General features: G+C 42.9%; 12 protein-coding genes. 3 read left to right on the top strand and 9 right to left on the bottom strand.

Features of this window, described 5'->3' with window-relative positions; all coding sequences use genetic code 11:
• Positions 1 to 374 precede the first annotated feature (374 nt).
• Positions 375 to 2,030 carry a phosphoenolpyruvate mutase gene (gene aepX / locus RMY16_RS32050; protein WP_322739755.1) on the bottom strand — a complete coding sequence of 552 codons (1,656 nt, stop codon included), beginning with the start codon at positions 2,028 to 2,030 and terminating at the stop codon, positions 375 to 377.
• 73 nt (positions 2,031 to 2,103) lie between these two features.
• Positions 2,104 to 2,859: a phosphocholine cytidylyltransferase family protein gene (locus tag RMY16_RS32045; RefSeq protein ID WP_322739754.1), complete on the bottom strand. Its 756-nt coding sequence runs from the start codon at positions 2,857 to 2,859 to the stop codon at positions 2,104 to 2,106.
• Positions 2,860 to 2,967: 108 nt separating this feature from the next.
• Here RMY16_RS32045 and RMY16_RS32040 point away from each other — a divergent pair, with 108 nt between their 5' ends.
• Positions 2,968 to 3,333, top strand: coding sequence for a hypothetical protein (locus tag RMY16_RS32040; RefSeq protein WP_322739753.1), 366 nt, complete (start codon positions 2,968 to 2,970; stop codon positions 3,331 to 3,333).
• Positions 3,334 to 3,475: 142 nt separating this feature from the next.
• Here the strand turns inward: RMY16_RS32040 and RMY16_RS32035 are convergent, their stop codons facing one another.
• The 7 genes from RMY16_RS32035 to RMY16_RS32005 all read right to left on the bottom strand — a co-directional run bounded on the left by RMY16_RS32035 (position 3,476) and on the right by RMY16_RS32005 (position 10,286).
• Positions 3,476 to 3,886, bottom strand: a complete 411-nt coding sequence (locus RMY16_RS32035) for a transcriptional regulator (RefSeq protein ID WP_322739752.1) — start codon at positions 3,884 to 3,886, stop codon at positions 3,476 to 3,478.
• Positions 3,877 to 4,176 carry a type II toxin-antitoxin system HigB family toxin gene (locus RMY16_RS32030; protein WP_322739751.1) on the bottom strand — a complete coding sequence of 100 codons (300 nt, stop codon included), beginning with the start codon at positions 4,174 to 4,176 and terminating at the stop codon, positions 3,877 to 3,879. The genes RMY16_RS32035 and RMY16_RS32030 overlap by 10 nt, the downstream gene beginning before the upstream one ends.
• Before the next feature lie 367 nt (positions 4,177 to 4,543).
• Positions 4,544 to 5,149, bottom strand: coding sequence for a CDP-alcohol phosphatidyltransferase family protein (locus RMY16_RS32025; RefSeq protein ID WP_322739750.1), 606 nt, complete (start codon positions 5,147 to 5,149; stop codon positions 4,544 to 4,546).
• Positions 5,150 to 5,227: 78 nt separating this feature from the next.
• Positions 5,228 to 6,052, bottom strand: a complete 825-nt coding sequence (locus RMY16_RS32020) for an MBL fold metallo-hydrolase (protein WP_322739756.1) — start codon at positions 6,050 to 6,052, stop codon at positions 5,228 to 5,230.
• 267 nt (positions 6,053 to 6,319) lie between these two features.
• The gene (locus RMY16_RS32015) at positions 6,320 to 7,123 is read right to left on the bottom strand and encodes an SDR family NAD(P)-dependent oxidoreductase (protein WP_322739749.1); all 804 of its coding nucleotides are present in this window, start codon (positions 7,121 to 7,123) and stop codon (positions 6,320 to 6,322) included.
• Positions 7,124 to 7,355: 232 nt separating this feature from the next.
• The gene (locus tag RMY16_RS32010) at positions 7,356 to 9,011 is read right to left on the bottom strand and encodes a B12-binding domain-containing radical SAM protein (protein ID WP_322739748.1); all 1,656 of its coding nucleotides are present in this window, start codon (positions 9,009 to 9,011) and stop codon (positions 7,356 to 7,358) included.
• A gap of 396 nt (positions 9,012 to 9,407) precedes the next feature.
• The gene (locus RMY16_RS32005; protein WP_322739747.1) at positions 9,408 to 10,286 is read right to left on the bottom strand and encodes an NAD(P)H-binding protein; all 879 of its coding nucleotides are present in this window, start codon (positions 10,284 to 10,286) and stop codon (positions 9,408 to 9,410) included.
• Positions 10,287 to 10,692: 406 nt separating this feature from the next.
• Between RMY16_RS32005 and RMY16_RS32000 the strand changes: the two genes are divergently transcribed.
• Together RMY16_RS32000 and RMY16_RS31995 are read left to right on the top strand one after the other, a co-directional pair.
• On the top strand, positions 10,693 to 12,312 hold the full coding sequence (locus tag RMY16_RS32000; protein WP_322739746.1) for a cyclic peptide export ABC transporter: 1,620 nt from the start codon (positions 10,693 to 10,695) through the stop codon (positions 12,310 to 12,312).
• A gap of 59 nt (positions 12,313 to 12,371) precedes the next feature.
• The gene (locus RMY16_RS31995) at positions 12,372 to 12,602 is read left to right on the top strand and encodes a DUF6737 family protein (protein WP_322739745.1); all 231 of its coding nucleotides are present in this window, start codon (positions 12,372 to 12,374) and stop codon (positions 12,600 to 12,602) included.
• Positions 12,603 to 13,197 lie beyond the last annotated feature (595 nt).

Below are 13,197 nucleotides of genomic sequence, written 5' to 3'. Positions count from 1 at the left end.
CTTCGACCTCAGAACTCAAAACTTCAACTTCAGAACTCGGAACTTTAGCCTCATGAACTCAAAACTTTGACCTCTGAACTCGGAACTTCAACCTCACAATTCCCCATACCCGACTAGCACTAAGAAAAGTCCCAAGACTTATTGTATCCTCGTTCCCAGCCTCCAGGCTGGGAACGAGTTCCGAGAGGCTCTGCCTCTTGTCAAGCTATGGAGGCGGAGCCTCCGAGAATGGTTTCCCAGCCTGGAGGCTGGGAACCAGTTGGGGCAAGCAAGGGCTGCATCTTAACTTAGTGCCGTTCCCCCATGCCCCATGCCCACTTGCCCTGAGCCTTCGCGTAGCGTCTCGCAGAGAAGGGATGTCCAATGCCCCACTCCTATTGTTTTAATTGAAAAGCAAGGTCAAGATCATCTAAAGAATTAACATCTAACCAGTTACCGCGAATATAAAGTACCTTGATCGGTTTGCCTTGCTCGATTAAATAATTGCATAATTCCGGTAAACCCAGACTGTTAAATTCCGGTCGTTTTTGCAATTCATTGAGTGCTTCACTAACCCATTGTCTACCTTGACTCCGCAAGCGCAACATCCCAATCCAGCGTCCGCTAGACTTTCCTAATTGCGTTTGTGTCGTTTTAGAAATGTTCAACAGGTTGACATCCTGTCCAAACAGAGAAAGATCGTCTGAAATTGAGCAATAGGCGTAGTCAGGTGAACCGCTAACAGACTTGCTGTTGGCTACAGAATCAACTACAGCCACAATTTCTCCGGGACATTCTAATAAATCTCGCAAGATGTAGCTTCTAAATAGTAAATCGCCGTAAAGCACCAGCATCTCTTCGCCAAAGCTGGCTTGAGCGCAAGCTAAGGATGCTAATTCTCCCGTTGTTTCATAATCTGGATTACAAATGACTTTAGTCCCCGGAACATTGATGGTTTCAGCTTTGTAACCGGCGACAACGGTAATATCATTGATAGCAAGTTTCTTGAATTTGTCTACCAATAACCTGAGCAGTGGTTTACCTCCAAGGGGTAACATCACTTTTGGCTTATCTTGCGTCAATCCGGCTAATTCTTGGCCTCTGCTAGCAGCTAAAACGATCGCTTGAGTATTTTGTCGTCCGTTGTTAAAGTAGCGTTTTTCAGCTTCTTGGAGTTCATCCGCTCCTTGTAGCCGGAAAATTTCTTTTACGGGTGCAATATCATCTTCAATGTTGATTAAAGTTTCGTTGGCTTTTACTTCGCGGGCGATCGCTTGCATACTAGCAACAGCAGCTCGAATCAGATGGTTTGCCCAGATGACCAAATTAACTTCAGCTTTGCGAAAAACATCGGTAGGTGTGCTGTAATATTTAGTCGGTATAAACACTAACGGAGAACGGCCCGCCCATTCTTTAGCAAAGGCTAGCACTTGATCGGGGCGCGATGATTTACTGTGAATCAAGATCGCGGTTGCTCCGGCGGCGTGGTAAGCTTCAGCTCGGCGCAGTGCCTCTGAAAGATCCCAGCCGGCGATCAAAGCTTCGAGTCGGGCGACGATGCAGAAATCTGCATCTGTCTGACTATCTTTACCCGCCTTAATTTTGCCGCAGAATTCATCAATATCAGCTAAAGCTTGGCGACTCCCGTTGATAAAGCTGTTGGTTTTGGGAAAAAGCTTATCTTCAATACAGACTCCAGCAATACCTCGCTGTTCTAACTTCTTAACCAGGCGACGCATATTATTAAAGTTGCCATAACCAGTATCCCCGTCTAATAAAATCGGGATGCTGGTGACATCAGACATGAACTCTAGCATTTCTACAACTTGAGTCCAACTGGCTTCATTATTATCTCGAACGCCATATTGAGCAGAAAGGGCTAATCCACTCGCCCAAATTCCTTTAAATCCCGCCTCTTCCACAATCCGGGCGCTAATCCCATTGTGAGCTTCCATGATGAAGTCGAGTTGAGGAGATTCTAGTAATAGCCGCAATTGGGCGCACTTATTTAATTTTGCAGCGGTGTCAATGGGTGCAAATATTTGATGCATTTATTCTGCTTTTCTCAACCTATAGTAATAATGAAAGAAGAATTCAGAAGCCAGAATTCTTTCAAACATATTTTCAGACATTTTCTACGACTTCTATTTGAGGTAAAATCTCGTTTTGGACGCGTTGAATATCCTGGGGAAAATCGATTTCGATCCAAGGTAATCCAGTGATGTCTTCGTAGCCAAATGTTTCTGGAGTTTCTAAGAGCAAATCCCGAATTACTTCTTCATAAGGTTCATTATCGCGTCCGTCTGCAACATATTGTTCTGTGCGAATTGCAAGACGGTGAGCAACAGCCCTTCCAAAACGAAAGAATCCCACAGACTCACCGGCAAAATCATAAGCTAAACCAGGAGCTACTTGTTTACGAAACTCCACTAGATAATTATCTCTAACACAAAGCTTCACGGGTTCATCTCCCGGTTCAAAATCCCGATCTAATAAAAAGCTGTTGGGGATATTTGTCTTTACCAATCGTTCGATGATGCGGCGATCGCACAATACATCTGCATCCATTAATAAGATGTCATCGCCAGCAACTAAATGCTGACGTACAGTCCAAAGGCTGATCGTACTGCCTTTGGTGTAGTCAGGATTATAAATTGTACTGACCCAACTTTCGGCTCCTAATGCTTTGATTTCATCCTGAATTCTTTGTGCTTGATAACCCACAGCAATCACTACTTCATCAATTTGGTAATGACGGAGATAGTTAAAATGGCGCTCTAGTAGAGATTTGCCGTTAAACTTCAGTAAGCATTTGGGTTGGATTTGCCCGTCTTTACCTAAGCGTTGTCCAACGCCAGCAGCTAAGATAATTGCCTTCATCGTCAAATCACCAACAGTAGCTTAGACACCAGTAAATCTGGAAATTTTCCCAGTATTTTATAATGACTGTATTTTGCTCAATTCAACGTTTATTAACTAATTCTTAACATGGAAGAAACAGTAACTCTGTACCGCCCCACTGGGCCAAAAGAGCTAGAACTGGTTAAACAAAGCGACTACACCAAATGGCCGCCGAGACTACCTGAACAGCCAATTTTTTACCCCGTTACAAATGAGCAGTATGCCCAGGAAATTGCTACTAAATGGAATATTAGGGACAGTGGCGTAGGTTATGTTACACGGTTTGAGGTTAAGAAAGTTTTCATGGATAAGTATGAAATTCATCAAGTTGGGGCTTCATATCATACAGAATGGTGGATTCCAGCCGAAGAATTGGAAGAGTTAAATAGCAACATTGTGGGAAAAATCGAGGTGATTGGAGAATATAGGTGGAAGGCTGAAGGCAGGTACTAGTTATCTCAATTGCGAAACACCTGGCGAAAACCAAAATAGGCGATGTCTACGACGGGCTACGCCTACGCCTAAGATGCTACTGCTGGCACATCAATGATGTTACCACTAAGGCTTACGAAATCTGTACTCAACCAATCACAACTTATTCAGAACTATTTGGGAAGAAAGCAGCAGGTGAAATATGAAAAAATTCTGCCAGTTCTTCAATGTGTCTAGTTGTTAATTTACGCCGCTTTTTTAAGATGGCCGATATAATAGATTCTGTTTTAAAAATGGGTAGTAAATCTTTTTGAAGTAGTCCATTTTCTTCTATCAAAACCTGAAGTAAATCTACTCCATAAATATCAGGCACGGGCTGCTGCGTTTCTTCATACTCGTAAACTAGAGTGCCTAAAATATTAAGATAATCTTTTTCATCTGATGTTAACGGGGCGCTATCTATCAGAGAATCAATAATTTTTTGGGTTGCAAATAACTCTTCCTCAGTCTTGATAGGACGAGGAGGAAATGCTTGCAGTAGCTGAATGTAGGTAGGACGTTTATTTAGAACCAAGGGTCATTTTTCCATTTATCGGTATCGTACTCTGTATGGGTTATTATGTTACGAATAAATATTTTTTTGCTTTGATAATCAATATAAGTAATAAGGCGATACTTGTTTCCTTGAATATTAAAAACTGTAAGCTCACCTACTGGATCGGCAGAGTTAAAGGCTTGACGAACTTCAACTATATTCTGCCACTTGGCTGATTTTGCAACTTTGTTCCAACCACGTAAACTAGATTCAGCATCAGGATACTTTTGATAAAAAAGTTTCAGTGTTGTGGTAGAAATAATGTGCATAATAAATGAATTTTCTTAAGGTAAAGATCATGGGTGGCTCCTTTTATACTCATTTGTATCTCTCTAAATTTAGGTTTTACAACATATATGCATCAACATAGTAATCCGCTATGTTGATGCATATATTGCAAGTTGTTTAACCTACTACTAACTTAGCAAATTGCTAAGTTAGTGTCAAGTAGCTTAATGATTAGGGTTTCTCGCTTTACCCCAATAACGGTAGACTTTCGGTAAAAAGATATTTGTTACCAAGTTTACAAAGTGCTATGGCGTACTCACCCACCATATGCGATCGCAAAATTTGATTATGTATTCAATAAAGCTAAAAAGCCTGTTTTATTAGCTTTCTACCCAATGCGCCGTTATATTAGTCCGATTCAGATTGCGAGAGTGTCCAAAATTGCCAAATTACCCATACAGCAAAAGTTGGCGCACCAATTGTCGCTGCCATTAATAACGGCTCTAGTCCATTCAGTAAGGGAACTATGGGAAACAAATACAGCACGTCTTCAATGTCAAAGCCGGCGAAATTTGGTTGACGACTGGCTTGTTTACCTAAACGCTGTTCCATCTGGTTTCGCAAATGAAAGATGCAAGCAACAGACACGCCAGATACTATCCCCATCACCAACGCCCACCAACCAAATTTTCCCTCCCTAAGACCATATCCAATACACACAAATAATAGAATGTGGATGATGGCATCACTAGCAAGGTCATACTGATGTCCCCATTTGCTGGTTTTCCCACTCAAACGAGCTAATTCACCGTCTGTATGATCAAGAAAGTTGGATAAAGCAAATAGCCATCCTCCAATGTTAACCCAAATGGCATCGCCAACTGCAAGCGCGAGGGCAGCCACCAACCCAGTTACAAGTCGCACTGTGGTGAGATGATTGGGGTTTACCCAACTGTCTTTTAGAGGTCGAACTAGCCAGTAAGCAAGTTGAGCATCCCAAGGCTTTGTGGTCATAGATGAACTTGAATTTGATGTGGTCTTTGTATATCTCTAATACTGCAAATTACCACATCCATCTAAAGTTATAGATTTTTATTGATGAACTTTCTCGTTTTGAACGCTAGATTGGTCAGCGAACGCTTTGAACTCGATAGCATCATGACTACAGAATAGGCGCACGTCTTTATTGCGATCGCTTGATAATGTGTGTAGCCGATCTTGATTGAGCAATCGAGCCTGACGATCCACTTCCATCATCCATTGGTAGGCACGGAAACCTGGCGTGCAACGTCTGTTAGATGGGTCCATCTCGTGCCGATAAAAGTAGGCATCGCCTGCGTGTAGAAGCCAACCCTCTGGTGTATCAATGGCGATACCAGCATGACCCCGTGTGTGACCAGCAAGCGGGATGAGGAGAATCTCTGGCGGTAGTCCGTCGAGGTTACGTACCGCTTCAAAACCGAACCAAGGTTCGCCTCCCGCCGAATAATACTTCCAGTGCTTAACCTCGTCCCACTGTTGTGGACGAAAGCGCCTTTTGGCAATGAATCCGCGCCGATCCTGGGCGGTTTCCATCTCAGTCTGCATTACGTGTACGGTTGCTTCTGGGAAATCCTCTAGACCACCGGCATGATCGAAATCAAGGTGAGTAAGCACAATATGACGCACATCTCGTGGGGAAAATCCCAGGCGTTCAATTTGATCGAGTGCCGTGTATTTTTTATCAAACTGGATGCCATTTAAATGAATGAAGAACGGGCTGAGGCGGGAGTAAGGCGACTTGATATCGCGCAGTCCGAAGCCCGTATCAATGAGAACAAGCCCCTGCTCTGTCTCGATAAGCAGACAGTGGCAGACTAAATGAGCCTTCGGGCCGCGACTGAAGCCATCGAAGAGGGCCCCACCAATCGGGCACATACAGCCGCAATTGAGATGATGAATTTGCATGAATCCTCCGTTAGGACTTTGACAAATATGTGAGATTGCCGACTGCGCGATTACTTTTGCTGATGCCCTTAGCCCAAGCGATCGCACCCCGCTTAAAATGAGTCTTGACTAGTAGTTCGCCAACCCAAAATTGCCTGGGAGCAGGGGAGAGGCTTATAAAAGTTATTTTCCCTCTGCGCCTCTGCCCCTCTGCTAACCACTATGCAAAGTTTCCTTGGCAGACTACTAGGTGCTAAATTAGTTGTTGCCTGACCCTGGCTCACTGAGCTTGCGGTGCTGTTCAGCACTGACTGTATCAGGTAAAACCTTACTAACATTCGCCAGAAGCTTCGTTTTGAGGGAACCAGCGATGATGTGATCCTTGCCTGCCATCAAAGCCTCAAAACCCTGCTTGGCGACCTCAGCCGGATCGTCCTTTTGATCCGTGCCCACTTTTGTGTCGTCCATACCCGCGCGGTGGAAGAAGTTGGTATCGGTGGGTCCCGGCATCAGGGCTGTCACAGTAACGCCTGTGTCCTTCAATTCGTTGCGTAACCCTTCTGAAAAAGAATGCACAAAGGCTTTGGAGGCCGCGTAGACTGTCTCAAACGGGCCGGGCATCAGGGCGGCAATCGACGATGTGAAAAGTATTCGACCTTTGCCAAGCTCAACCATATCCTTCACTACCCGTTTGGCAAGATGTACAGAGGATACGACATTTAGATTGATCAGATTGAGTTCGTCCTTTAGGTCTGTTTCACGGGCGAAATCACCACCGACTCCAACACCTGCGTTGATCGCGATCGCATCTACTGGTCGCCCAGTCGCTTTAATCTGATTGTAGAGTGTCTCAACACCGTCATAGCTAGCGAGATCGGCTTGCACCGTCTCAACTTTAGCACCCAGCCCCTCGAAGGCAATAGCTGCTTCGTCAATGCTCGATCCGGTGGCTGTAACTAAGAGATCAAAGCCGTTTTGGGCAAACTGTTTTGCGAGTTCGTAACCGATGCCGTTGGAGGCACCTGTTACGACAGCCAAGGGTCGGGTCAATGAACTGTTCATAACCATCTAAAAATTCCTATGTAACTGCTCCACACACGCTGGCGATGGTTTTCTCGCTACAAATAATTGCATGGATTGTGGGCTTTCAACCCTTACAATTTTAGATAGGTAGCAGTGTGATTGCGTCTTTCCAAGGAAGTATCGCGAGTGTATCTTCAAGGTTACTTTTTTACAGTTCTGTATATACCTTTAACAGACTTTTAGCCTCTCAAGACTTATTTTAATTGTTACCTTAGCTACGAACTTTAGTAACGATTTTCTGGGAATAAAACGAAGCTGATTCTTCATTTTTGGCGCAATCTTGGGCAAACTTAATTAAATGATGTCCGACAAGTCCAACGTGAATCAAGTTTTCAATATTACCTGCTTTCAATGCTGGCTTGGCCATTTTCCAGAAAGTCTGACGATAGTTACTAAATAACCCTATCCGCAGCAAAATATTAGCTAAATAAGTTAAACCTTTGCGAATATTAGCCCCAGAAGTGCGAGATGGGCTGTTAGGTACTTCGATGCGATTTGCATAGGTGTGTTCCATGTTGTAGGCAAATCGCTGATATAAAAATTCCGGCTCATAAGCAGTTGTAATGCAGCGCCGCCACATCTCAACAACTTGCTCGTAGGGCATCAAAAACTCAACATTTGATTCCCGGCTTTCATCATAGACAAGTCGCCCTTCTGCTTCTAATCTCCGCCATAATGGAGTTCTCGGTAATGCGTGAAGCAGATTAATTGTCAACATGGGAATTTGCGATGCCCGCATAAATTCGATAATTCGGTCTGCTGTTTCTGGTGTATCTGTATCTAACCCGATGATGATTCCTGAAACTACTTCCATACCATAACTATTTAAAACCTGAATCGCTTTTAAGATTGGCATACTCAGATTTTGGTCTTTGGAAATCGCATGGAGGGCATTTGGTTCCGGTGTTTCGATGCCACAAAAGATTGTGCAGAAATAAGCTTCGCGCATCATTTCCAGCAGCTTTGGACTTTGAGCTAGGTTGAGCGTTGCTTCACAGGCAAACTGGATGGGATAGCCATTGCGTTTTTGCCAGTCAATTAGATGAGGAAGTAACTTCATGGCGGCGCGGCGATCGCCAACAAAGTTATCATCGACAAAATATACTGCTCCCAAATTGCCAGATTGTCGCATTGCATCTAACTCAGCGACTACTTGCTCTGGCGTTTTCATTCGGGGACTGTTGCCATAGAGTTCAGGAATATCGCAAAACTCGCAGTGATAAGGGCAGCCACTAGAAAACTGCACATTTGCCAAGAAATAATCATTGATATTCAGCAAATGATAAGCTGGGGTGGGAAACTCTGTTAAGGGTAAACGTTCCTTGGTTTCAAAGCGAATTTGTTGTTGAGGACGTTGAGAGTTTTGGTCTAGATACTCGATCATGCGATCGCTAGCATCTCCCAATTCGCCCAAGTGTAAAATATCAAAATCAGGATAATATTCTGGACACCCAGATACCGAGGGGCCACCCACAACGGTGATTTTGCCGGCTCGGTGGGCAAGTTCGTTAATTTGATTAATCTGTGGTTTTTGGATATGCATTCCACTCACAATCACCACATCAGCCCATTGATAATCAGCCCGCGTTGCTGATTTGACATTCTCATCAATAAACCGCACTTCCCATTCTTTAGGTAAGTAGGCAGCCACAATTAAAATACCCTGGGGTGGCATAAAAGCCCGAACTTTACCCATAAGTGGGTAAGCGTGATGAAAAGTACCAAAGGAGCGGCTGTACTTGGGAAAAATACACAGAATGCGTCGATGGTGCGAAGGAACGTAGCGGGTTCCTTGAGTCACAGGAGCGGTTTTAGAATTGCCCGCTACATTAATTTGGTTCTCTAAAGACTTTAAATTCACAGTCATCGCAAATTTCACCCTGGAAAACTGAGCAGGTAATTTGACAGTTTATTGACATAATTCGCTGTAATTCCAACTAGCTTACCAAAGAAAGGTAGGAGGCAGAACGAATTAGAAATGTATTTTTGCTCAAAACAAAGTCTTAAAGATTATATGGCGTTTACTAATCACATGAGGTACATCATATTCCCCTCCTCGCTTGCGGGGAGGGGGTTGGGGGTGGGGTTCTTGTACCTTACTCAACTAAGAACCGCTGTAAATCGCCCAATCTTACCTTCAGTAAATCGCAAATTGTTTTTAAAACTAAACAATTAATAACTTCCTCAAGGGTTTTTGAATCGGTTAGGGCTAGTTATTTTGGTGAAGTCAAGAGTAATTATTAGGATGGGCGTAAATTTCTTGTTAAAAAGCAGCAGCAAATTCCTTTGCAAAATCTTCCAACTTTACTTTGCCCATAGCAATTGGCTTATGCAGTTCATAATCCTGCCGCGATGCGCCGCTGTGAATGCTGCTGCCCATTTCAACAAAGTTGGCTGCAATATGTGCCGACATTCCACTCTCTTCCAAACCGCTTTGTGTTTGCTCATCGGTCAAGATTACCCATTTTAAATCCGGCTTGCCAATGGCGGCGCCTAAGATGTGAGCGGTTTCGTTGGCCGTATGCTCGTCACTTGCCACATACCGCACTTGCTTGCCAGTAGAAGCTATTTCTATCTCTTTTGCCGCAGCTGCGGCAATATCTCTTGGGGCAGCCATTACAAGCTTGTCGTCGCCACCATAGTTTGCGCCAATAAAGCCCAGCCCTTTTATCATATCTACAAAGTTGTAGAGATTGTAGTAGAAGTAACCAGGGCGCAGATGCGTAATGGCTACGTCTGACAGCTCATTCAAAATGCCTTCTACATCGTGAGAACCGAGGATAAATCCGGTACCCTTATCTAAATTCGCACCCATACTGCTAAGATGAACCACACACTTTACGCTCGACCGTTGAATGGCTTGTGCATAGTTGCTGCCAGTTCTTTGGTAATACTCTCTTGGATCGGGTACGGTGTAGTTTGGCGGCACCATAGCATACACGGCATCGGCACCAGTAAAGGTGGACACCAGAAAATTAACGTCTTCCAGTGAGCCGATGGCAGCGGTAGCGCCTAAAGCTTCAATGTCTTTTTGCTTTTCCGGCTTGCTGCTGATAACCGTAACCGTATGACCTTTTTGCACTAACTCCTTTGCCAGTGGCTTGCTGATGTTTCCTAATGAACCTGTTACTATAACTTTCATAAATATTTCGTTTTTGTTTGCGAGGATTCCTGAATTGGTTAGTGCTATTTGTTTTGGCGAAGTTAATGGTAATTATTAGGATGGGCTTAGATTCCTTATAATTTCATTTTTTGAAACTCTTTTCAATAATATAAGTTTTCTTAATATTTAGGTATTATTTATAGCTAAGATGTACGGAGAATTGAATTGGCATAGGCGTAGCCCTTGAGAAAAACTTTGCCATTTACTAACCTTGTGCCTGATTCATGGTGATATTTGAAGGGGTGTTTAACTGGTAAAATATAAAATCTACCCTAGCAATGCAAATTTAATTGGTTGGCAAACAACAATTATGGAAATCGCGCATGGGACATAAAAAGAGAGATTTTCATTTTTTGTTGTATCCAAATGGGTATAGGCATTTGTCATGAATTTGATTTACTTTCTTTTGCGTTCTTCGTGGGGGATGGTGGCGATCGCGATCGCTACCGGATTTTTGAGTGGCGGTAGTAGTGCTGGCTTGATTGCCTTAATTAGCCATGCTGCAAGTAGTGGTAGTGCTTCCCGCCTCACATCGATAATTTGGGGTTTTGCAGGGCTGGCTATAGTTGCACTAATTACCAGTATCGTTTCTCAAGTGATGCTGATTCGTCTTTCTCAAAATGCAGTCTTGCAATTACGGATGCGTTTGAGTCGCCAGATTCTCGCTTCCGAGTTGAGTCATTTAGAACGCTTAGGGAATCCTCGATTATTGGCAACTTTAACAGAAGATATTCAGGCGGTTGCTAATGCTGTTTATCAGATGCCTTTCATCTTTATTAATTTAGCGATCGTCTTGGGTTGTATAACTTATATAACCTGGCTTTCTTGGTTAGTATTACTGATGGTTTGTGGAATTTCAGTAGTTGCGATCGCTAGTTGTCAGTGGCTACTCAACAGAGGCGGGCAATTACTTACTTTAGCTCGTGAAGATGAAGATCATCTGTTTAAACATTTTCGCACCATTACCGAAGGAGTCAAGGAACTTAAACTAAACTACAAGCGACGTGAAGACTTTTTAGAAGAGAAACTACAATCAACTGCTAACGAGTTTCGCGATCACAACGTTAATGGTCTAAGCCTTTTTGCTATAACTTCAAGTTGGGGTCAACTCATATTCTTTTTTGCTCTCGGTTTTGTACTGTTTGCCCTGCCTAATCTGCTTACTATCAATCCCGAAACTCTCTCTGGCTACATTTTGACCTTCACTTACTTGGTGTTACCAATGGATAACATCATCAGTAAACTTCCTTTATTAAGCAAAGCTAGCATTGCCTTACAAAAAATCGAATCACTAGGTTTATCTTTAGCTAGTCGAACTGAAATATCCACTGTTCCACCTGCTCTGAAATCTGACTGGCACAGGTTAAAATTTAAAAGTGTCACCCACACTTACTACACAGAGCAAGAAGACAATAGCTTTATTTTTGGCCCCGTCGATATAACACTTTATCCTCAAGAATTAGTCTTTATTGTTGGCGGTAATGGTAGTGGTAAATCTACATTAGCCAAACTAATTACTGGTCTTTATTTCCCAGAAAACGGCGAAATCTGGTTTGATGAAGAGTTAATTAGCGAAGAGAATCGAGAATGGTATCGCCAGCATTTTTCCGTGGTATTTTCCGACTTTTATTTATTTGAAAAACTTTTAGGATTAAAAAATTCTCACTTGGATGCTCAAGCCAAAAAATATTTACAAAAACTGCAACTAGACCAGAAAGTGAAAGTTGAAAATGGACAAATTTCTACCACTGCTCTTTCTCAAGGACAACGAAAACGGCTAGCTTTACTCACAGCCTACTTGGAAGATCGACCAATTTATCTATTTGATGAGTGGGCAGCCGATCAAGATCCAGTATTCAAAGAAATATTTTACACTCAACTTCTCCCAGAACTGCGATCGCGGGGTAAAACAGTTCTGGTGATTAGCCATGACGATCGCTATTTTCATTTAGCAGACCGAATTATCAAACTTGACTATGGAAAAATAGAGTACGATAAAACTTAATCTGTTAAAACAATTCATAATTGTTAAAAGAATATTTGGAGTTTGCCTAAATAAAACTAATGTCTGAACAAAAGCCCATAAATCCTTGGAACTACAAACCTTGGTGGTGTCAACCTTGGTCTATAGTTCTCACGGGTGTAACACTGATTGGTGGTAGCTGGTTACTATTTAAAACTATCTGGCTAACAGTTCTCGTTTCCATCCCAATAGGAACATGGATGGTATTTTTTGTGTTTTTGTGGCCACAATTAATGATTCGCAGTGGAATTTTGGAGTCGTATAAAGAGTAGTTTGAGCTTAATGTAATGCTGGAAATTATTCCAGGTAGAGAAAATTATGCCACCGCGTTCAGAATTTAGCATCTTATTACCCCCTCCTTAATCCCTGACAAGTGTAGGTTTTTTATGTGGGCATGAGTGGATACTCTCAAACAGAGTTCTAAAGGTGGTTCAAATAACGAAATTTCGTTCTTAGGTGGAAAATCAGAGACTAAAATTTGAGTTTTCAACCAACGCAAAAACCTCATTTCAGCTACGTTTGTAAAATACCTACACCTGTCAGCCCCTTAATCCCTCCTTATAAAGCAGGGTGGTTTCATACAAGCAGAGAAAAACTCAAACTGGGTTTTAAAGCCTCTCCCCCCATGGGGGAGAGGTTTGGAGAGAGGGAAAAAGCTATGCCACAAAACGAGAAATCAAGACTTATGTATTTTTCTTTTTTCGTATGAAACCACCCTGCTGCCCCTTATCCCCAGAGGGGGCCCCACCTTCCCCTTTACCCCGACAAATGCCAAGAAGTCTAATAATCTGGGTTTTACCCCACCCTAACCCCTGCTTGAATTCAATAAACGACTACCCGAATTCAATAAACGACTACCCGAATTCA

Origin of the sequence: Nostoc sp. DedQUE12b (assembly GCF_034530835.1) — a bacterium.
In the GTDB taxonomy this organism is placed as follows: Bacteria; Cyanobacteriota; Cyanobacteriia; order Cyanobacteriales; family Nostocaceae; genus Nostoc.
The sequence above is the reverse complement of the archived record's forward strand: the minus strand, read 5'-3'. Positions and strand labels throughout refer to the sequence as shown.